This window comes from Nocardioides sp. NPDC087217 (assembly GCF_044744805.1).
Lineage (GTDB): Bacteria > Actinomycetota > Actinomycetes > Propionibacteriales > Nocardioidaceae > Nocardioides.
The window spans coordinates 227087-248027 of sequence record NZ_JBIUZB010000003.1 but is presented as its reverse complement, the minus strand read 5'-3'; the positions used below and the strand labels follow the sequence as shown (position 1 = coordinate 248027).

Here is a 20941-nt window from a genome sequence, read left to right as displayed (position 1 = left end):
TCACCTTAGCGCCGGGTGCCGGTGGTGTTCGGAGGTATTTCTAGGCTCCGCGGGCGAGCTCGTCGAGCAGGTAGCCCGCTGACCTGTCGTTGTCCGGGAGTCCCTCGATCCAGATCCGGTCGGCGCTGTGCTCGACCATCCGCTTGAGGAGCCCGAGCCGTTTGACCAGCGTCTCGTCACGCGGGGCGACCACGACCATCCGGCTGTGGCCGACCTGTCCGACGGCGGCCGCGGTCGCGAAGACGGTGCGGGCGGTCTGGCCGAGCAGCGACATCCGGCGGGCGGTGGCGATGCTGTCGGTCTTCCCGCCGGGGGCGCCCGGGAGGTGGGCGTCGGTGACGACCAGCGCGTGGCTGCGCGCCGTGGCCTCCCGGTAGAGGTCCGAGATGCGCTCCCGCAGGTGCGCGAGGGTGGCGAGGCCGGTGAGCGGGTCAGCGCAGGAGATGGTGTGCAGGTAGCCCAGCGTCGCCTCGCTCCAGGCGACGGACAGCGCGTGCACCTCGACGAAGGCCGGGTCGCGATCCTCCATGGCCTGGGTGGTCATCCGAAGGTCCTCGAGGCACTCCCCGAGGGATACACCTGACTCGGCGAGGTCGTGGCCGGCGACCCAACAGGCCTCGGCGACGTAGTTGCTGCGCTCGACGAGCGCCTCCGCGACGGCCTCGAACCGCGGCGGGAGCGCCGCGCGCTGCTCGTCGGAGAGCTCTGTGATCTCAGGCGAGGTGGATGCAGGCGCACGCCGACCTCGGGAGAACAGCCGCACAACTCACCTCTTTCCTCGTGCTTCCTGGCGTTGGTGTCGTTCCTTGTCCGAAGTTGCTGGGTCATGGATACAGTGGTGCGCGCGCTGATCTACCGCGTGCCCACATGGACTTGACGTACGAAATCGGCAACCATGACGCGGTAGCGACCCACATTTTCTGGGTTTCGCGAAACTTGTTGTCAGATCCGGGGAGGGGGCGTGACGTGCGGGCTTCAGCAGTCGTTAGCACAACGCATGTCTCCCGTCGGCGCAACCCGCGTCATACCTCCGTCCTTCTAACGTCTCTGGTGCTGTGAGCGAATCGACCCCCACCTCTCTACCTACCCTCGACGCCCCTGGCGACGCCGAGCTGATCACCGCTGTCCGCGGCGGTGACCTGGATGCGTACGGGACGCTGTTCGAGCGCCATGTCGAGGCCGCCCGCCGCCTGGCCCGTCAGCTGGTGTCGCCCGGCGACGCCGACGACCTCGTCTCCGAGGCGTTCGCCAAGGTGCTCAACGTGCTGCAGAGGGGCGGCGGCCCGGACCTGGCGTTCCGCGCCTACCTGCTGACGTCGCTGCGCCGTCTCCACGTGGACAAGATCCGTGCCGCCTCGAAGCTGACCACCACCGACGACCTGACCCCGTTCGACCCGGGCGTGCCGTTCGAGGACACCGCCGTGTCGGGCTTCGACAACCAGGCCGCCGCGAAGGCGTTCCAGCAGCTTCCGGAGCGCTGGCAGCAGGTGCTGTGGCACACCGAGGTCGAGGGCCAGAAGCCGGCCGAGATCGCGCCGATGCTCGGCATGTCGGCCAACTCGGTCTCGGCGCTCGCCTACCGGGCTCGGGAGGGCCTGAAGCAGGCGTTCATCTCGATGCACGCTCAAGACGCCGGCGAGGAGGCCTGCGCCACCACACGCGCCAACCTGGGTGCCTACATCCGCAACGGTCTGTCCAAGCGTGACTCGACGAAGGTCGACGACCACCTGCAGGACTGCCGCCCGTGCACCGCGATCTATCTCGAGCTCACCGAGGTCAACTCCGGGATGGGCGCTTGGCTCGCTCCGGCTCTGCTCGGCGCCGCGGGCGCGGGCTACCTCGCCGTCGGAAGCGGCGTCGCCGCCAAGGGTGGCGTGGTGCTCTTCTTCGGGCGGGTCAGGGACTGGGTGCTGGGCGATCCCGTGGGACGTACGGTCGGTGCGGGTGCCGGTGTCGCGGCTGCCGCAGCCGTGGCCGCGGGGCTCGCGCTCACCGGCGGTGACCCGGCCCCGAAGGTGCCGGCCGCCGACGAGCCTGCCGCCGAGGCGCCGGCCGATCCAGCACCTGCCGACCCGGCCGACCCGGCCGCGCCTCCCGCTGACAATCCCGCGGCGCCGCCGGCCGCGGCACCTCCCGCCGACCAGCCGGCCGACCAGCCCGCTGACACCGCTCCCGCCCAGACGCAGCAGGCACCGGTCATCACCACGCCGCTCTCCACCGTGAGCGGGCAGCCCGGCGGCAAGACCGTCATCGACCTGACCCGGGGAGCCACCGACGCCAACGGCGACCCGCTCTCCGTCAAGGAGGCGACCGTCGCCTCCCCCGCCCACGGCACCGTCACCATCGGCGGCGCGTCGACCTCCGGCGGTAAGGGCGGCAGCGTCAGTGGCGCGATCTTCGGCGGTCTGCGGATGGCCGGCGAGCCCGTCACCACGGTGACCTACCAGGCCGACATCGGCTGGCGGGGCACCGACACCATCGAGTACGTCCTCACCGACGGCAACGGCGGCGAGGTCGCCGGCACCGTCGACATCGCCACCCCCAACGCCGACCCGAGGGCCGCCAACGACGCGGCCACCGCGACGGTGACCGGCGGCAACGGCAACGGCCAGGGCAACAACGGGACCGGCAACGGCAACCCGCCGAGCTCGGCCAAGACCACCATCGACGTGCTCGCCAACGACGCCGACGACAACGACGACACCCTCGAGCTGGTCGAGATCGTCGAGAAGCCCGCGCACGGCACGGCCGAGATCGTCGACGGCAAGGTCGTCTACACGATGACCACCGGCTACGACGGGGCCGGCGACACCTTCACCTATCGAATCTCGGATGGCCACGGCGGCAAGGACGTCGGTGCTGTGGAGGTGACCTTCGAGCAAGCTCCGAAGAACGACCCAAAAGTCGGGGTTAGCCACCGTCACGAATCGGGCGTGGGCGGGGTCTTCATCATTCCGGGCGTCTCCGACCTGCACGCGTACGAGGACGTCGTGGTCTCCGTCGACGGCCTCCCCGAGGCTGCCGAGGGCCAGTCGACGACGCTCCGGATCGCCATGACCGGCGTGGCGTCTCCCTACTTCGGACCTGGTTTCGCCTGGTCGGCCTGCGGCGCTCCCGCCACCACGATGCCGGTGAACGGCACGGTCACCCACGAGTGCACGCTCTCCGGCGACGGCGAGGCGGCACACTTCGCCTTCATCCCGCAGTCGGGCGCGACGTGGACCTTCGAGGCGAGCATCGAGCCCACCGGCTACGAGGACGGCGACACCACCAACAACACCGCCTCGACCAGCGGCACCGCCGCCCCGGAGCCGACGCCGACGCCCACGCCGACACCCACCCCGACGCCGACTCCGAGCGAGACGCCGGACGTACCGCAGGTGCCCACGCCGCCCACGACTCCCGACGTACCGCAGGTGCCCACGCCGCCCACGACTCCGGACGTGCCGCAGGTGCCGACGCCGTCCTCGGACCTTCCCAGCGACCCGGGCAGTCCCAGTGGCAGCCCCTCGCTGCCCGAGGCTCCTGACGTACCCAGCGCCGACCCGGACGAGGAGCCCGAGGTCGAGCGCGGCGCCGCGACCGGCGGTCTGACCTGGGAAGGTTTCCTGAAGGCGCTCGGGATCGAGTGATTTCATCCCCGGTGACCGACGGCCGCCTCTGCTCGCGGAACCTCTAAAGTTGGACCTGTGACTACCACGACCGACCGTGCCGCTGACCCTGCCAACGGGCCGGCCGACCCGTGGCCGGCTCCCCGGGCACAGGGTCCGGTGACGGCGACGGTGTCGCTGCCCGGGAGCAAGTCGCTCACCAACCGGGCGCTGCTGCTCGCCGCGATCGCGGACGGGCCGAGTGTCGTACGTCGTGCACTGCGGTCGCGCGACACGCTGCTGATGGCGGCAGCGCTGACGTCGTTGGGGTCTCACGTGGACACCTCGGCAGACGACTGGGTCGTGACGCCTGGGGCGTTCGGCGCCGACGCCGAGGTCGACTGCGGGCTGGCGGGGACGGTGATGCGGTTCGTACCTCCGGTGGCCGCTCTCTCCACCGGCACGGTCGCCTTCGACGGCGACCCGCACATGCGCAAGCGGCCGGTCGGCGAGGTGCTGCGTGCGCTTCGTGATCTCGGCGTGGACATCGAGGGCGACGGTCTGCCGTTCACGATCCAGGGGCAGGGCGTCGTGCCCGGCGGGACCGTGGTGGTCGACGCCTCGGCCTCGAGCCAGTTCATCAGCGCGCTGCTGCTCGCGGGCGCGCGGTACGAGCAGGGTGTGGACGTACGCCACGACGGCAAGCCTGTGCCGTCGCTCCCCCACATCGACATGACGGTCGCGATGCTGCGCGAGCACGGCGTAGCGGTCGACGACTCGGACGCCAACCGATGGACCGTGGCACCAGGACCGATCAAGGCGCTGGATCGCACCATCGAGCCGGACCTGTCCAACGCGGCGCCGTTCCTGGCCCTGGCCGCGGTCGCGGGTGGGACCATGACCGTGCGCGACTGGCCAGAGGCGACCGACCAGCCGGGCGACCAGCTGCGCGAGGTGCTCTCGCTGATGGGCTGCGAGGTGCGGGTCACCGACGACGGGCTGACCGTCACCGGGCCGGAGCGGCTCACCGGGATCGACCTGGACATGCACGACATCGGCGAGCTCACCCCCGCCGTCGCGGCGCTGTGCGCGCTCGCCTCGACGCCTTCGCACCTGACCGGCATCGGCCACATCCGTGGCCACGAGACCGACCGGCTCGCCGCCCTCGCGCGCGAGCTGGGTGCGCTCGGGGCGGACGTCACCGAGCATCCCGACGGGCTGACGATCCGGCCGGCGGCGCTGCACGGCGGGGTGTTCCACACCTACGCCGACCACCGGATGGCCCACGCCGGCGTGATCATCGGGGCAGCCGTCGAGGACGTCCTGGTCGAGAACATCACCACCACCAGCAAGACCTTCACCGACTTCGCGCCCTTCTGGGCCGGCTTGTTCTGACGACGACATGGCGAAGGCACAGCGGCGCTACGGGACCGAGGACGTCGAGCACTACGACCGTCCCCGGCGCCGCACCCGGCCGCGGACGAAGGACCGGCCCAGCTACGACGACGCCGACCTCGGGCGAGTGATCACCGTCGACCGTGGGCGGTTCACGCTGGTCATGGACGAGGCCCCCGACGTCGAGGTGTGGGCGGTCAAGGCCCGCCCGCTCGGCCGTAAGGGCGTGGTCGTGGGCGACCGGGTGAAGGTCGTCGGCGACACCTCGGGCGCGGAGGGGGCACTGGCGCGGATCGTCGAGCTCGAGCCCCGGGAGACCGTGCTGCGGCGTACGGCCGACGACGACGATCCTGTCGAGCGGGTCGTGGTCGCCAACGCCGACCAGCTGGTGATCGTCACCGCGATCGCCGACCCCGAGCCGCGTACGGGGTTCATCGACCGTGCGCTGGTGGCTGCCCTGGAGGCGGGCATCGACCCGCTGCTGTGCATCACCAAGGCCGACCTGGCCGACCCGGAGTCGCTCGTCTCGATCTACCGGTCGCTGGGGGTGCCGTGGGTGGTGACCCAGCGGGGCGGCGACATGAGCGCGCTGCAGGAGAAGCTCGACGGACGTACGTCGGTCCTCCTCGGCCACAGCGGGGTGGGCAAGTCGACCCTGGTCAACGCGATCGTTCCCGACGCCGGCCGCGAGGTCGGGCGCGTCAACGCGGTCACCGGCCGGGGGCGCCACACCTCCACGTCGGCGTTGATGCTGCGACTCCCGGGGGTCGGGTGGATCATCGACACCCCGGGGATCCGTACGTTCGGGCTGGCCCACGTCGAGCCGGAACGTCTCATCGTCTCCTTCCCCGATCTGCAGGAGGCGACGGCCGAGTGCCCGCGCGGCTGCTCGCACGCCGCCGATGCGCCGGAGTGCGGGTTGGACATCGCCGTGGAGGACGGCAGGCTCGATCCGGAACGGGTCGTCTCGTTCCGTCGTCTGCTCGAGGCGCGGTCGGTGCCGACGTACGCCCTCTGACAGGTCGAGCTCTCGATGCCCCGACCGGCGTTTTCGTGGGGAACCGGTTACCAGGGGAGGGTTCGCACGGGGAGCGGAGCCACTAGAGTGGATCCTCGTGGCGAGCACTCCTGACTACAACGACGACCTGCGGCTGGCGCACCTGCTGGCCGATGACGCCGACTCGCTGTCGACGTCGCGGTTCAAGGCGCTCGACCTGCATGTCATGACCAAGCCCGACCTGACCCCCGTCTCGGACGCGGACAAGGCCGTGGAGGAGTCGATCCGGCGTACGCTCTCCCGCGCGCGTACGCGGGACGCGATCACCGGCGAGGAGTCGGGATCCTCCGGCTCGTCCAGCCGCCGTTGGATCGTCGACCCGATCGACGGCACGAAGAACTTCGTGCGCGGCGTGCCGGTCTGGGCCACCCTGATCGCGCTCGCGGTCGACAACGAGGTCGTGATGTCGGTCGTCTCCGCGCCCCAGCTCGGGCGGCGCTGGTGGGCGGCGAAGGGCCAGGGCGCCCACACCGGCAAGTCGCTGATGAAGTCGACCCGCTGCCAGGTCTCGGACGTACGCCGCCTGGAGGACGCCTCGATGTCCTACTCCTCGCTGCACGGCTGGGAGGAGCGCGATCGGCTCGAGGACTTCCTGGCGCTGATGCGCAGCTGCTGGCGCACCCGTGCCTACTCCGACTTCTGGTCCTACATGCTCGTCGCCGAGGGCGCGGTCGACATCGCGGTCGAGCCGGAGCTCGAGCTCTACGACATGGCCGCGCTGGACATCATCGTGCGCGAGGCCGGCGGCCAGTTCACCTCGCTGGCCGGCGACCCGGGGCCGTGGGGCGGCAACGCGCTGGCCACCAACGGGCACCTGCACGACGCCGTGCTCTCCTTCCTCGGCGGGCTGCCCGACGGCAACAACGACGCCGACTGGCCGGCCGCGCAGCCGGGATCGGTCACCGCGTTCCGCCGCCCGGCATCCGAGTAGCCGCGTTCCGGAACAGACCCTGGCGTGACGCACGTCACGGCCGCTACCGTTGGTGCATGAAGATCGCGGACGTACTCACTCGCAAGGCGATCGCAGAAGTCGTCACGATCGCATCAACCGCCACCGTGCGTGACCTGCTCGGGGTGCTCTCCGAGCACGGCATCGGGGCCTGTGTCGTCAGCGGCGACGGGGCCGCCGTCGCTGGGATCGTCTCCGAGCGCGACGTGGTCCGGCGCCTCCACGAGAACGACGCGCTGCTCGCCGCCGAGGTCTCCTCGATCATGACCGCCGAGGTCGAGACCTGTGCCCCCGAGGCCACCATCGACGAGATCCTGGGCATCATGACCAAGCGCCGGATCCGGCACATGCCGGTCGTCTCCCCCGACGGCAGCCTGGTCGGCATCGTCAGCATCGGCGACCTGGTCAAGCACCGCATCGACCAGCTGGCCTTCGAGCGCGACCAGCTCGAGGCGTACGTCCACCAGACCTGAGATCCTGTCCGGATCCGACCTTCACAGGACCTGCACAACTTCTGCAGCCTTTCCGGCGACTCGGGCTTCTAGCCTGAGCATGTGCCAGAACATCTGACCGTCAGCCGCCGGGTCCTCGTCGTCGAGGACGAGCCGGTCATCAACCAGGCCGTCTCGGACCGGCTCGAGGCGGAGGGATACGACGTCGTCCGGGCGTGGGACGGCCCCGGGGCGGTCTCCTGCTTCGAGGAGACCTCGCCCGATCTGGTCGTCCTCGACGTGATGCTGCCCGGCTACGACGGCCTCGAGGTGTGCCGCCGGATCCAGGCCGTACGCCCCGTGCCGGTGCTGATGCTGACCGCGCGTGCCGACGAGGCCGATGTGCTCGTCGGGCTCGGTGTCGGTGCAGACGACTACCTGACCAAGCCGTTCCGGGCCCGCGAGCTGGTGGCCCGGGTCAACGCGCTCCTGCGGCGGGTGGAGCGGGCCGCCGAGCTGGCCGGGTCGCCGCGGCGTACGGCTGAGATCGGGGGGCTCCGGATGGATCCGGCGGCCCGACGGGTGTGGGTCGACGGCGACGAGGTCAGGCTCACCCCGACCGAGTTCGACCTGCTCGTCTGCCTGGCCGCCGACCCGGGCGCCGTGGTCACCCGCGAGCGGCTGCTCGCCGAGGTCTGGGGCTGGAACGACGCCTCCGGAACCCGCACGGTCGACAGCCACGTGAAGGGGCTGCGCGCCAAGATCGGGTCCGAGCGGGTCCGGACCGTGCACGGCGTCGGCTATGCCCTGGAGGCCGGCGAATGACTCCGCTGGAACGAGTCTCCTCGATCAAGGTCAAGCTCGGGCTCCTGGTCGCCGCGAGCGCGCTGGTGGCGGCGGTCGTCGCCTCCGTCGGGCGGATCACCGGCGTCTCCCCGTGGATCTCGATCCCGGTCACGATCGGGATAGCGCTCGCGGTCACCCAGCTGCTGGCGGCCGGGATGACGTCCCCGCTACGGCAGATGACCGTCGCGGCCAGGCGGATGGCCCGGGGCGACTACTCGGTCTCCGTGCCCGCCGTCGGTGCCGACGAGGTCGGTCAGCTGGGACGTGCGTTCAACACGATGGCCAGCGATCTCGGCGCCGTCGACCGCCAGCGTCGCGACCTGGTCGCCAACGTCTCCCACGAGCTGCGTACGCCGCTGGCGGCTCTCACGGTCGTGCTGGAGAACCTCGTGGACGGCGTCGGATCCGACCCGGCCGCGCTCCAGACCGCGCTCGGCCAGGCCGAGCGGCTGAGCCGGCTGGTCGAGGACCTGCTCGACCTGGCGCGCGTCGACGCAGGCAAGGCGCCGCTGAGCACCGCCTCGGTCGAGCTCGGCCCGCTGCTGGAGGCTTGCGTCGCGGAGACGCGGGCCAACGGGCGGCCGGTCACGTACGAGATCGACGCACCGGCCGACCTGGTCGTCGACGCCGACCCCGATCGCCTCAGCCAGCTCGTCGTCAACCTGCTCGACAACGCCTCCCGGCACAGTCCCCGCGGCGGCGTGGTCACCGTGCGCGCCGGGATCGACGGCGAGCGCTACCACCTCGAGGTCCTCGACTCCGGGCCCGGCATCCCCGTCGCCGACCGCGGACGCGTCTTCGAGCCCTTCGGCACGCTCAGCTCCTCCGGTGAGGGCGGCGGGACCGGGCTCGGGCTCGCCATCGCCCGGTGGGTCACCGACCTGCACGGCGGCTCCATCGCCTTCCTCGACCCGCTCCCCGGCGCCGCCGGGGCCCGGGTGCGCGTCGACCTTCCGCTGCGCCCACCCGTACGTCCCGGCCCCCATCAGCTCAGTCCCAGTCATCTCACCCCCACTCATGAGGAGAGCCAGATGCCCACCACTCCCCCGGCGGCCGAGCCCGCCGAACCGGCCCAGCCGGTCGACAACCCCAACACGGACCCTCAGGCCGCCTATGCCACCCCGTCGGTCCTCGACGACATCTTCGGCACCTACTGGCCCGATTCAGGTGTCGCGGGCAGGTTCGGGCTCTTCATCGGTGCCGTGGTCGCCGGCCTGCTCGGCGGCCTGCTGATCCCCGACCGCAACGCCGGGCTCGGGACGGTCATCGTGCTGCTGGCCGCCGGCGGGGTCGTGATGATGGCGAGCGAGAAACGTCGCAACTGGTTCCCGATCGTCTGCTACGTCCTGTTCGCGCTGCTCTCCTCGGTCGCGGTGTTCCGCGACGCCGAGTGGCTCGTCGTACTGTGCCTGCTCACGGCGATCGCGGTGATCCTGTGTGCCTCCACCCAGGCGAAGACGCTGCTCGGGATCGTGCTGACCGGGATCTCCTGGCCGCTGGCCGGGCTGCGCGGGATCCCGTGGCTGGGACGCACGCTGACCAGCGTCTCCGGCAGGGGTCACGGGGCGGCGGTCGCCCGCACCACGGTGCTCTCGCTGCTCGGTCTGGTGATCTTCGGGCTCCTGTTCACCACCGCCGACGCGGTTCTGGGCAGCTGGGTCGACCAGTTCGTGCCGGACGTACGCCCTGACACCTTCGCGGCTCGGATCTTCATGACCGTCTTCGTCTTCGGGGTCGTGATGGGCGCTGCGTACCTGGCCGTGAACCCGCCCCGGATCGACCGCAGCGAGCGTACGTCCCAGCCCGTCGCCAACCGCTACGAGTGGCTGGCTCCGGTCGGTGTCGTGGTCGCCGTCTTCGCCGCGTTCCTGATCGCGCAGGCGACCGCTGTCTTCGGCGGCGAGGACTACCTGCGCGAGACGACGGGGCTGACGTACGCCGAGTACGTCCACCAGGGGTTCGGCCAGCTCACCGTCGCGACCGCACTGACCCTGCTGGTGATCTGGGCGGCGGCGCGCAAGGCGCCGGTGGAGACCGTCGCCGACCGGCTGTGGCTGCGGATCGCCCTCGGTCTGCTCGCCGCGGAGGCGCTGGTCGTCGTCGGGTCCGCGCTGTACCGGATGCACCTCTACCAGGAGGCGTACGGCTTCACCCAGCTCCGCCTGCTCGTCGACGTCTTCGAGGCCTGGCTGGGCGTGCTGGTGATCGCCGGGCTGGTCGCCGCGGTGACCGGCACGGCGATCGGCGGCGGGCTCTGGCTCGGCCGGTTCGCGCTGGTCAGCGGCGCTGTCGCGCTGCTCGGGATCGCCGCGATCAACCCGGACGCGTGGATCGCCGAGCACAACGTCTCGCGCTATGAGGAGACCGGGAAGATCGACACCGACTTCCTCGCCGAGCTCAGCGACGATGCGGTGCCCGCCCTGAAGAAGCTCCCCGAGGACCTGCGCAGCTGTGTGCTCGGGCCCAACGATCGCGAGGGCGACTGGCTGGAGTGGAACCTCGGCCGGGAGCGGGCCGACGGCCTGACCACGATCTACCCCGGGACGGCCGATGCGACGGTGGTGTGCCCCAGCGAGTCTCGATACGTAGACTGATTTCATGAGCCAGAAGCCTGAGATCGACTTCGTCGACCCCACCCCTCCGACCGACCTCGTCATCAAGGACATCACCATCGGTGACGGCGAGGAGGCCACCGAGCGCGACCGCGTATCGGTCCACTACGTCGGCGTTGCGCTGTCCACCGGTGAGGAGTTCGACGCGTCCTACAACCGCGGCGAGCCGCTCGACTTCCGCGTCGGCATCGGCCAGGTCATCCAGGGCTGGGACCAGGGCATCCTCGGCATGAAGGTCGGCGGCCGCCGCCAGCTCGTCATCCCGCCCCACCTGGGCTACGGCGACCGCGGCGCCGGCGGCGCGATCAAGCCCGGCGAGACCCTGATCTTCGTCTGCGACCTGGTCAAGGTCGAGAAGTAAGCAGTTCGTACGCAGCGAGGCGGTGACCCTTCGGGGTCACCGCCTCGCTCCAATTTCCGCCAGGACTACCAGGGGACGTCGAAGTCGGCCTCGTCTGAGACCCGGGCCGCCTGGCCGGCGTACTCGACGACGTCGCCGACGCGGAGCTGGCGACCGCGGCGGAGCTCGATCTCACCGTTGACCTTCACCTCGCCGGCGGTGATCGCCGGGCGGGCCTCGGAGCCGGCCTCGACCAGGTTGGCCAGCTTCAGGAACTGACCGAGGCGGATGACCTCGTCGGAGATGGGTACGTCGAAGGGTTCACTCACACCGCTCATCCTCCCCCGCGCCGAGGCGTCAGGTAAATCGATCGAGGCGCCACCCGCGTCGGCCGACACGTCACTGCGGTCGGCCGAGTCGGCACGCGGTGACGTCTCGGCCGACGTACGTGACGTCTCGGCGGGTCATTCCACCAGGACGGCGACGGTGTGGATGATCACGCCGACGAGACCACCGACGATGGTGCCGTTGATGCGGATGAACTGCAGGTCGCGGCCGACGAAGAGCTCGATGCGGCGGGCGGCCTGCTTGCCGTCCCAGCGCTGAATGGTGTGGGTGATGACGGTGGTCGCCTCGCGGCCGTAGCGCTTGACGACGTAGACGGCCACGTCGGAGGCTAGCGCGTCGTAGCGGCGCTGGAGGTCCTCGTCGAGGACGACCTTCTGGGCATAGCGGACGACCTCGTCCAGGGCGCGGCGGCGGACGACGCCGTCGGGGTCGCGCAGGGACGTGGTCAGCGCACGCCGCAGGGCGTCCCAGATCGAGATGGCGGTGTTGATGACGCCGGGGTGGTCGAGCACCCGCTCCTTGAGCCGCTCGGCGCGCTCCATGGTCGCCTCGTCGTGCTGAAGGTTGTCGGCGAGGTCGGCGAGCATCGTGTCGATCGCCTTGCGGGCGCGGTGCTCGGGGTCGTCGCGGATGTCGGCGATCCAGCGGACCAGCTCGACGTGGATGCGGGCGGTCACCGGCTCGCGCAGCACCTGGGGCGTCCACCACGGCGCCCGCTCGCCGAGCACCTCGGTGACGATCTCCTCGTTCTCCTCGAGCCAGCCGTGCAGCTCGACCAGCGCCAGGTCGACCAGACCGTGATGGACACCGTCGTCCAGCGCCGCCTGCAGGGTGCCGCCGAGCAGCGGCGCGATCTGCTCCTCGCGCAGGCGAGGTACGAACCCGTCCTGGATGATCTCGACAATGTGCCGGTTGCTGATCCGGGAGAGTCCGTCGGCGACCACGGTGGAGACCTCGTCGACGACCCGCTTGGCGTTGGGCTCCTCGGAGAGCCACAGCGCGAGCCGTAGCGACGGCATCGCGACACCGAGCCGCTCGCGGATCGTCTCCTCCTGCAGGAAGTTGTCCTGGACGAACTCCTCCAGGCTGGCGCCGAGCTCGTCCTTCCGCTTCGGGATCAGCGCGGTGTGCGGCACCGGCAGCCCGAGCGGGTGGCGGAACAGCGCGGTTACCGCGAACCAGTCGGCCATCGCACCGACCATGGACGCCTCGGCGCCGGCGTTCACGAACCCCCAGAACCCGTCCAGCCGAAGGGTCAGCAGATAGACGATGGCGGCCACGACCAGGAGCCCGGTGGCGACGATGCGCATGCGGCGCAGTGCCTGGCGGCGTACGACATCGGCCTCGGTCTCGACCATCAGGCCGCCGATGCCGGCGCCCCCAGGAGAACTCATGGACTCAATTGTGCCGGGTCGTCCCACGCGAGGCGATCTGCAACACCAGGACCAGCATTTCTATAGGTTACTCACGGGTCGGCCCACAGCTGGGTTACAAAGCACCCAAGGGCGTCACCGATCCCTTCCCCTGCTCGTTGGAGTGAGCGAGAGTGCCTCGGGGGAGGCACACGTCCCACCGAGGAGATACATGTCGTCGCACAACGCGGACGGTGTGGGGTCGCATCTGTTCGACTCGTCGAGGAGCGCTATGTCGTTGACCACCGCCGCCAAGGTGGAGGTACTGAGCGTCCTCGTCCGCGCCGGCCGGGAGGCCCGCGCCCCACTCACCCCGCACGACTGCAACACCGTGGTCGAGACCAGTGCCCATCTCGCCGAGATCGCGCCGACCCTTTCCGAGGGCACGCCCGGCGAGCGGGCCCGCGCGACCCGCTCCGCGATGGAGCTGTTCCTCTCCATCGACTGCCCTCAGCTCGCGCCCGAGCTCCGCGAGGAGCTCGCCAGGGCGGTCGAGCACGTTGTCGTACGTCATCCGGCCAGCGCCAGGTAGGCCAGAAAAGTTTCAGGCAAGAGATAGTTTCACCAAAATTGCCGTCGCGGCCCCACGGGCCTCGGCGGCATGTTTGTATTTAACGGGTAACCCGGAGGAAACGAATCCCAGGAACGATTGCGGGACTCGTAGCGCCGCGGGTTCACGACCGGGAGGTAATTGCATGACCATCGTCAAAGCCGCAATCAGCCAAACCACCTGGACCGGGGACAAGGCCTCCATGCTGGACAAGCACGAGGGCTTCGCGCGTGATGCCGCCGAGCAGGGCGCCCAGGTGATGTGCTTCCAGGAGCTCTTCTACGGGCCCTACTTCGGGATCACCCAGGACAAGAAGTACTACCGCTACGCCGAGCCTGCCGACGGGCCGATCGTGCAGCGCTTCGCCGCGCTGGCGAAGGAGCTCGGCATGGTGATGATCCTCCCGATCTACGAGGAGGAGCAGACCGGCGTCTACTACAACACCGCCGTCGTGGTCGACGCCGACGGCAGCATCCTCGGCAAGTACCGCAAGCACCACCTCCCGCACCTCGACAAGTTCTGGGAGAAGTTCTACTTCCGCCCCGGCAACCTCGGGTACCCCGTCTTCGACACCGCGGTGGGCAAGGTCGGCACCTACATCTGCTACGACCGCCACTTCCCCGAGGGCTGGCGCGAGCTGGGCCTCAACGGCGCGCACATCGTCTTCAACCCCAACGCCACCAAGCCCGGCCTCAGCAACCGGCTGTGGGAGGTCGAGGGCCCGTGCGCCGCGGTCGCCAACGGCTACTTCGTGCTGCAGCCCAACCGGGTCGGCCGCGAGGACAACGAGTACGGCGACGAGGCGGTCGACTTCTACGGCACCAGCCAGGTGATCGACCCGCGTGGCAACTTCGTCGGCGAGCGCGGCTCGTCGGAGAAGGAGGAGCTGCTCGTACGCGACCTGGACATGAGCATGGTCCAGGAGATGCGCGACGACTGGCAGTTCTACCGCGACCGGCGGCCCGATTCGTACACCGCCATCCCCCGACCCTGAGGAGGCCGGCATGACCATCACGCTCATCACGGGCGGCACGGTCGTCTCCGCGACCGGGCGCACCCAGGCCGACGTGCTCGTCGACGGCGAGAGGATCGTCGCGCTCATCTCCCCGGGGAGCACTCCGCTGGGGACGATCGCGGCCGACGTCACCATCGACGCGACCGGGAAGTACGTCATCCCCGGCGGCGTCGACGCCCACACCCACATGCAGCTGCCGTTCGGTGGCACCAACGCCAGCGACACCTTCGAGACCGGCACCCGGGCCGCGGCCTGGGGCGGCACCACGACGATCATCGACTTCGCGGTGCAACGCTACGGCGAACGCGTACAGGACGGGTTGGCGCACTGGCACGAGCTGGCCGCCGGCAACTGCGCGATCGACTACGGGTTCCACCAGATCATCGGCGGGGTCGACGACGACGCGCTCAAGGCGATGGACACGCTCGTGGACGAGGGGATCACCTCCTACAAGCTGTTCATGGCCTACCCGGGTGTCTTCTACTCCGACGACGCGCAGGTGCTGCGAGCGATGCAGAAGGCGACCGACCACGGGCTGCTGACCATGATGCACGCCGAGAACGGTCCGGCCATCGACGTGCTCGCCGCGCAGCTGGCCGAGTCCGGCAAGACGTCTCCCTACTACCACGGCATCGCGCGTGCCTGGCAGATGGAGGAGGAGGCCACCCACCGGGCGATCATGCTCGCCGACGTGACCGGGGCTCCGCTCTACGTGGTGCACGTCAGCGCCAAGCAGGCGGTCGCGCAGCTGGCCGCGGCCCGCGACCACGGGAAGAACGTGTTCGGCGAGACCTGCCCGCAGTATCTCTATCTCTCCCTCGAGGACCAGCTCGGCGCGAGGTCGGAGGAGTGGGGCGACTTCGAGGGCGCCAAGTGGGTCTGCTCGACGCCGCTGCGCTCGCGCGAGGAGGGCCACCAGGACGCGATGTGGCAGGCGCTGCGCACCAACGACCTGCAGATGGTCTCCACCGACCACTGCCCCTTCTGCATGAAGGAGCAGAAGGAGCTCGGCAAGGACGACTTCCGGGCCATCCCCAACGGGATCGGCTCGATCGAGCACCGCGTCGATCTGCTCTACCAGGGCGTGGTGACCGGGCAGATCACGCTCGAGCGGTGGGTCGAGCTGATCGCGACCACACCGGCGCGGATGTTCGGGCTCTACGGACGCAAGGGCGTCATCGCGCCGGGAGCGGACGCCGACATCGTTGTCTACGACCCCAACGGGCACACCTCCATCGGCATCGGGGAGGGCCGGACCCATCACATGAACATGGACCACTCCGCCTGGGAGGGCTACGAGATCGACGGGCATGTCGACGTGGTGCTCTCCCGCGGGTCCGTGGTCGTCGCCGACGGCGAGTTCAAGGGCACCAAGGGCCACGGCGGCTACCTCAAGCGCGACCTCTCCCAGTACCTGGTGTGACGTGATGGACTTCGGTGTCGTCCTCCAGACCAACCCGCCCGCCTGGCGGGTCGTCTCCCTGGCGAAGCAGGCCGAGGCGTACGGCTTCGACTACGTATGGACCTTCGACAGCCACCTGCTGTGGATGGAGCCGTACGTCATCTACAGCCAGATCCTCGCCGAGACCCGCACGATCAAGGTCGGCCCGTTCGTGACGAACCCGGCGACCCGCGACTGGACGGTGACCGCGTCGGTCTTCGCGACCCTGAACGAGATGTACGGCAACCGAACCGTCTGCGGGATGGGGCGCGGCGACTCGGCGGTGCGGGTGCTCAACGGGAAGCCGTCGACTCTCAAGGAGATGCGCGAGGCGACCCGGGTGATCCGCGAGCTCGCCAACCGGCGCCCGGTCGAGATCAACGGCACCACGCTGCAGTTCCCATGGGCCAAGCGCTCCGAGCTGGAGGTGTGGATCGCTGCCTACGGCCCGCTCGCCTTGAAGGCGGCCGGGGAGGTCGGCGACGGGTTCATCCTGCAGCTGGCCGACCCCGACATCACCGAGTGGATGATCGGAGCGGTCAAGAAGGCGGCCAGCGACGCCGGCCGCGACCCGGAGTCGCTGACGTTCTGCGTGGCCGCTCCTGCGTACGTCACCGACGGGTCGCCCGAGGCGCTGGACCATGCCCGCGAGCAGTGCCGGTGGTTCGGCGGGATGGTGGGCAACCACGTCGCCGACATCGTGTCGAAGTACGGCAGCGGTGCCGTCCCGCAGGCGCTCACCGACTACATCAAGAACCGCGAGGGCTACGACTACAACGAGCACGGGCGGGCCGGGAACACCCACACCCAGTTCGTGCCCGACGAGATCGTCGATCGGTTCTGCCTCCTCGGCTCGGTCGAGGAGCAGGTCGCCAGGCTCGAGCAGCTCAAGAGCCTCGGCGTCGACCAGTTCGCCGTCTACCTGCAGCACGACGCGATGGATCAGACCCTGGCGGCGTACGGCGATCTGGTGATCCCCCGGGTCAACCGGCCGGCGACGGCTAAGGCCTGAGGCGTGGGCCGCATCGTCACCGGCGGCGTCCGCGTGGTCGCCGGCGTGCTCGGCCTGGCCCTGGTGGTGGCGTTGTGGGAGGGCTACAAGCAGTTCGGGCCCGAGTCGGGATGGGGCATCGGCGAGGCACGGATCCTGCCACGGGCGACCGACCTGGCGATGCCGCACGTGTGGGAGATGGTCACCCGGCTCCTCGAGCCGGAGACCTCCGCCTCGACCTCGTCACCGCTGTGGCTGGTCATCCTCCAGGCGGCCCTGGTGTCACTGGGGATCGCATGTGTCGGGCTACTCGTCGGCACCGTCGTCGGACTTGCGTTGGCGCTGGCCATGGACCGGTTCCAGCTCGCCGAGCACGGCCTGCTGCCGTGGATCGTGCTGTCCCAGACGGTGCCGCTGATCGCGTTCGCACCGATGGTGAAGTCGTGGGGCTCGAACATCGCCATCGGCGCTTGGGAGTGGCCGGCCTGGATGTCGGTCGCCGTGATCGCCTCCTATCTCGCCTTCTTCCCGGTCGCCGTCGGAGCGCTGCGGGGACTCCAGTCACCGACCGTGGAGCAGCGTGAGCTCTTCAGGACGTACGACGCGGGCTACTGGCCGACGCTGCTCAAGGTCAAGCTGCCCGCGGCCGTGCCCTACCTGCTCTCCTCGCTACGTTTGGCAGCGGCCGCCGCGGTGGTCGGGACGGTGGTGGCCGAGGGATCGATCGCCTACCTCGACGGCATCGGACGCAAGCTGATCGGCTACGGCGGCCAGGCCTCCGGCGACCCGGCGAAGGCCTGGGCGCCGATCTTCGGCGCGGCCGTGCTGGGGCTGCTCGCCGCCGGGGTGGTCTGGCTCATCGGCGTCGCGCTGCGGCGCTACCGGCGGGGTGAGGCGACATGATCGACGACGGAAAGGCCACCGTGACCTCCGATTCCCCCTCGACGATGCCGACCTCCGAGACCGGCGACGGGTCGGACGTCCCCGCCGTCTCGCTGGCCGGGGTGACCAAGCGGTTCCCGAGCAAGCAGGGCCAGGTGCACGCGCTCGCCGACATCGACCTGAGCGTCGCACCGGGCGAGTTCGTCTCGCTCATCGGGCCCTCGGGCTGCGGAAAGTCGACGCTGATGCGGCTGGTGGCCGATCTGGAGACCCCCTCGGCGGGGACTGTGCAGGTGTTCGGCAAGACCGCGACACGCGCCCGCAAGGACCAGGACTACGGGATCGCCTTCCAGCAGTCGGGGCTGTTGGCGTGGCGTACGGTCGCCGACAACATCGCGGTGCCGCTGGAGCTGCACAAGGTCTCCAGACGCCGCCGCCAGGAACGGGTCGCCGAGCTGGCGGCCCTGGTCGGGCTGGAGGAGTTCACCGGGCACTACCCGGACCAGCTCTCCGGCGGCATGCAGCAGCGGGTGGCGATCGCCCGGGCTCTCGCCGAGCAGCCTCGGCTGCTGCTGATGGACGAGCCGTTCGGCGCGCTCGACGAGATGACCCGCGAGCGCCTCCAGACCGAGCTGTCCCGGCTGGTCCGCAAGACCGGTGCCGCGGTCGTGTTCGTCACTCACTCGATCCCGGAGGCGGTCTTCCTCTCCGAACGGGTCGTGGTGATGTCGCCGCGGCCGGGACGGATCACCCGGATCGTGCCGACCGGCCTCGGCCCCGACATCGTCCGCGACGAGGTGCTGCGCGAGTCGGAGCGCTTCTACGAGCTGGTCACCGAGGTCCGGGAGGCGCTGCACTCGCGGCCCGCGTCCGGAGCGAGCTCATGACGCTGTCGCCCTCGCGCCTGGTCGCCCCGCTCGTGGTCGGGCTCCTCGGCCTCGCCCTGTGGGCACTCCTCGTCGATGTGCTCGGCATCGGCACCTTCTTCCTCCCCGGTCCCGGTGAGGTCGTCACCGCGCTCAGGGAGAGCTGGGAGCCCATCCGCGCAGCCTTCTGGGTCACCGCGGTCAACGCGCTGTGGGGCCTGGCTGCGGGCGCGGTCCTCGGCGTCGCGCTCGCCGGCGTCGCCGCCACGACCCGGCTCTTCGACGGCATGCTCGGGCCCCTGGTCGCGATCCTCGCGGTCATCCCGATCGTTGCGATCGCGCCGCTGCTCTACACGATGCTCGGCACCGACCAGGAGACGCCACGGCGCATCATCGGCGGCATCGCCGCGTTCGTACCCGTCTTCATCAACACCCTCCGCGGCCTGCGGCAGACCACTCCCCTGCAGCGCGATCTGATGAGGACGTACGCCGCGGGGCCGGTGCAGCGCTTCCGCACCGTCACGCTTCCGGTCGCGGTCCCCTACACCCTCACCGGGCTGCGCGTGGCCGGCTCGCTGGCGGTCATCTCGGCACTGGTCGCGGAGTACTTCGGCGGGGTCAACAACGGTCTCGGCAGCGCCATCAAGAACGCCGCGACCTCCAACCATGCCCGGGCATTCGCGTACGTCGGGGGCGCGATCGTGCTCGGCCTGCTGGTCTTCGCGATCACGGCCGCACTGGAACGGCTGGCGCGCAGGGCCTATCCGTCAGGAGAGAGCCGCTAGGCGGCGTACCGCCTCCTTCTCGCAGTGTCGCGCGGAGGTCTCGACAAGCTTGACCACCGGAGGAGAAATGAACAGTTTCATACGACAAGGGCTCGCTGCCGCGACCGCCGTGGCACTGACCTTGGGGCTCGCCGCATGCGGCGGCTCCGACAGCGAGGGTGATGGCGACGGCGACCTCACCCAGGTCAAGCTGCAGCTGCAGTGGCTGCCGCAAGCACAGTTCGCCGGCTACTACGCTGCGATCGACCAGGGCTTCTTCGAGGACGAGGGGCTCGACGTCGAGATCATCCCCTCGGGTGGCGACATCGTGCCCCAGGACGCGCTGGCCAATGGCGACGTCGACTACGCGGTCGCCTGGGTGCCGAAGGTGCTGGGCTCCATCGAGGGCGGCGCCGACCTGACCAACATCGCCCAGATCTTCCAGCGCTCGGGCACGCTGCAGGTCTCCTGGGCAGACTCCGGCATCGAGTCGGTCGCGGACTTCGAGGGCAAGAAGATCGGTTCGTGGGGCTTCGGCAACGAGTGGGAGATCTTCGCCGCGATGGCCGCGGAGGGACTCGACTCCAAGTCTGTCTCGATCGTCACCCAGGACTTCAACATGAACGCGTTCCTGCAGGGCGACATCGACGCGGCGCAGGCGATGACCTACAACGAGTACGCCCAGCTGCTCGAGGCCGAGAACCCCAAGACCGGCGAGCTCTACCAGCCCACGGACTTCAACGTCATCTCGTACGAGGAGACCGAAGGCGCGATGCTCCAGGACGCGCTCTGGGCGGACACGGAGCGGCTCTCCTCGGACGCTGACTACGAGGAGACGACCGTCAAGTTCCTCAAGGCGGTCGTCAAGGGCTGGGCATACGCACGCGACAACGCCGAGGAGGTCGCCCCGACCATGGCCGAGCACGAGTCGACCTGGGGTCCCTCGCACGAGCTGTGGATGCTCAACGAGACCAACAAGCTCATCTGGCCGGCCGAGAACGGGGTCGGGGTCATCGACGAGGCCGCCTGGAAGCAGACCGTCGAAGGCGCGCTCGCGGCGACCAACGAGAAGGGCGAGAAGCTGATCACCAAGGCGCCGCCGGAGACGGCCTACTCCAACGAGTACATCGAGAAGGCGCTCGACGAGCTCGGTGATGAGGTCGACACCAAGGGCACCGACTTCATGCCCATCGAGGTGGAGGTGACGGCCGGAGGCGCGTGATTCAGTCGTCTGCAGCATAAGAATGTAACGAAAACGTAGCCGTCGACCTGATATACCGTCGTAATCGGTATTCTGGTTCGGCGGCTACGTTGCCGTTTGCGGCGTAGAGTGAGAGACGACCTGAGCGAGGTCGAGCGGCGAGCTTGCTCGTCCGCTCGCGCCGAGCGAGGGAGTAAGCGCGCGAAGCGCGCAAGCCAGATCCATGTCCATCCACGCACCCAGGGGACAGC

The 20941-nt window shown here is 69.7% G+C and carries 19 protein-coding genes; 16 read left to right on the top strand and 3 right to left on the bottom strand.

The window, feature by feature from the left end; translation table 11 throughout:
• Positions 1 to 40: 40 nt before the first annotated feature.
• On the bottom strand, positions 41 to 763 hold the full coding sequence (locus tag ACIO3S_RS15505) for a hypothetical protein (protein WP_400465196.1): 723 nt from the start codon (positions 761 to 763) through the stop codon (positions 41 to 43).
• A 292-nt stretch (positions 764 to 1055) separates the two neighbouring features.
• Between ACIO3S_RS15505 and ACIO3S_RS15500 the strand changes: the two genes are divergently transcribed.
• From ACIO3S_RS15500 to ACIO3S_RS15465, 8 genes are all read left to right on the top strand, one after another.
• The gene (locus ACIO3S_RS15500) at positions 1056 to 3632 is read left to right on the top strand and encodes a sigma-70 family RNA polymerase sigma factor (protein WP_400465193.1); all 2577 of its coding nucleotides are present in this window, start codon (positions 1056 to 1058) and stop codon (positions 3630 to 3632) included.
• A gap of 57 nt (positions 3633 to 3689) precedes the next feature.
• Positions 3690 to 4985, top strand: a complete 1296-nt coding sequence (aroA, locus tag ACIO3S_RS15495; protein WP_400465190.1) for a 3-phosphoshikimate 1-carboxyvinyltransferase — start codon at positions 3690 to 3692, stop codon at positions 4983 to 4985.
• Positions 4986 to 4992: 7 nt separating this feature from the next.
• Positions 4993 to 6003 carry a ribosome small subunit-dependent GTPase A gene (gene rsgA / locus ACIO3S_RS15490; protein ID WP_400465187.1) on the top strand — a complete coding sequence of 337 codons (1011 nt, stop codon included), beginning with the start codon at positions 4993 to 4995 and terminating at the stop codon, positions 6001 to 6003.
• A gap of 97 nt (positions 6004 to 6100) precedes the next feature.
• The gene (locus tag ACIO3S_RS15485) at positions 6101 to 6973 is read left to right on the top strand and encodes an inositol monophosphatase family protein (RefSeq protein WP_160027635.1); all 873 of its coding nucleotides are present in this window, start codon (positions 6101 to 6103) and stop codon (positions 6971 to 6973) included.
• A 56-nt stretch (positions 6974 to 7029) separates the two neighbouring features.
• Positions 7030 to 7464 (top strand): CBS domain-containing protein, encoded by a 435-nt coding sequence (locus ACIO3S_RS15480; RefSeq protein ID WP_400465184.1) that lies wholly within the window; start codon positions 7030 to 7032, stop codon positions 7462 to 7464.
• 81 nt (positions 7465 to 7545) lie between these two features.
• Positions 7546 to 8247: a response regulator gene (locus ACIO3S_RS15475; RefSeq protein WP_400465182.1), complete on the top strand. Its 702-nt coding sequence runs from the start codon at positions 7546 to 7548 to the stop codon at positions 8245 to 8247.
• A complete protein-coding gene (locus tag ACIO3S_RS15470; protein ID WP_400465180.1) occupies positions 8244 to 10862 on the top strand; it encodes a DUF4153 domain-containing protein in 2619 nt (872 codons plus the stop codon). The genes ACIO3S_RS15475 and ACIO3S_RS15470 overlap by 4 nt, the downstream gene beginning before the upstream one ends.
• A gap of 4 nt (positions 10863 to 10866) precedes the next feature.
• Positions 10867 to 11241: an FKBP-type peptidyl-prolyl cis-trans isomerase gene (locus ACIO3S_RS15465; RefSeq protein ID WP_141795436.1), complete on the top strand. Its 375-nt coding sequence runs from the start codon at positions 10867 to 10869 to the stop codon at positions 11239 to 11241.
• Between the two features lie 65 nt (positions 11242 to 11306).
• Here the strand turns inward: ACIO3S_RS15465 and ACIO3S_RS15460 are convergent, their stop codons facing one another.
• Positions 11307 to 11558 (bottom strand): RNA-binding S4 domain-containing protein, encoded by a 252-nt coding sequence (locus tag ACIO3S_RS15460; protein ID WP_160027629.1) that lies wholly within the window; start codon positions 11556 to 11558, stop codon positions 11307 to 11309.
• 126 nt (positions 11559 to 11684) lie between these two features.
• The gene (locus ACIO3S_RS15455; RefSeq protein ID WP_400465176.1) at positions 11685 to 12962 is read right to left on the bottom strand and encodes a DUF445 domain-containing protein; all 1278 of its coding nucleotides are present in this window, start codon (positions 12960 to 12962) and stop codon (positions 11685 to 11687) included.
• A 250-nt stretch (positions 12963 to 13212) separates the two neighbouring features.
• Between ACIO3S_RS15455 and ACIO3S_RS15450 the strand changes: the two genes are divergently transcribed.
• The 8 genes from ACIO3S_RS15450 (at position 13213) to ACIO3S_RS15415 (ending at position 20711) form a co-directional block, all read left to right on the top strand.
• Positions 13213 to 13512: a hypothetical protein gene (locus ACIO3S_RS15450; RefSeq protein ID WP_400465173.1), complete on the top strand. Its 300-nt coding sequence runs from the start codon at positions 13213 to 13215 to the stop codon at positions 13510 to 13512.
• 163 nt (positions 13513 to 13675) lie between these two features.
• Positions 13676 to 14524, top strand: a complete 849-nt coding sequence (locus tag ACIO3S_RS15445; protein WP_400465170.1) for a nitrilase-related carbon-nitrogen hydrolase — start codon at positions 13676 to 13678, stop codon at positions 14522 to 14524.
• A gap of 10 nt (positions 14525 to 14534) precedes the next feature.
• On the top strand, positions 14535 to 15968 hold the full coding sequence (gene hydA / locus ACIO3S_RS15440; RefSeq protein WP_400465167.1) for a dihydropyrimidinase: 1434 nt from the start codon (positions 14535 to 14537) through the stop codon (positions 15966 to 15968).
• A gap of 4 nt (positions 15969 to 15972) precedes the next feature.
• Positions 15973 to 16998: a TIGR03842 family LLM class F420-dependent oxidoreductase gene (locus tag ACIO3S_RS15435; RefSeq protein WP_400465164.1), complete on the top strand. Its 1026-nt coding sequence runs from the start codon at positions 15973 to 15975 to the stop codon at positions 16996 to 16998.
• A gap of 3 nt (positions 16999 to 17001) precedes the next feature.
• Positions 17002 to 17880: an ABC transporter permease gene (locus ACIO3S_RS15430; protein WP_400465161.1), complete on the top strand. Its 879-nt coding sequence runs from the start codon at positions 17002 to 17004 to the stop codon at positions 17878 to 17880.
• The gene (locus ACIO3S_RS15425) at positions 17877 to 18746 is read left to right on the top strand and encodes an ABC transporter ATP-binding protein (RefSeq protein WP_400465158.1); all 870 of its coding nucleotides are present in this window, start codon (positions 17877 to 17879) and stop codon (positions 18744 to 18746) included. The genes ACIO3S_RS15430 and ACIO3S_RS15425 overlap by 4 nt, the downstream gene beginning before the upstream one ends.
• Positions 18743 to 19510 carry an ABC transporter permease gene (locus tag ACIO3S_RS15420; RefSeq protein WP_400465155.1) on the top strand — a complete coding sequence of 256 codons (768 nt, stop codon included), beginning with the start codon at positions 18743 to 18745 and terminating at the stop codon, positions 19508 to 19510. The genes ACIO3S_RS15425 and ACIO3S_RS15420 overlap by 4 nt, the downstream gene beginning before the upstream one ends.
• 67 nt (positions 19511 to 19577) lie before the next feature.
• A complete protein-coding gene (locus ACIO3S_RS15415) occupies positions 19578 to 20711 on the top strand; it encodes an ABC transporter substrate-binding protein (RefSeq protein ID WP_400465152.1) in 1134 nt (377 codons plus the stop codon).
• Positions 20712 to 20941 lie beyond the last annotated feature (230 nt).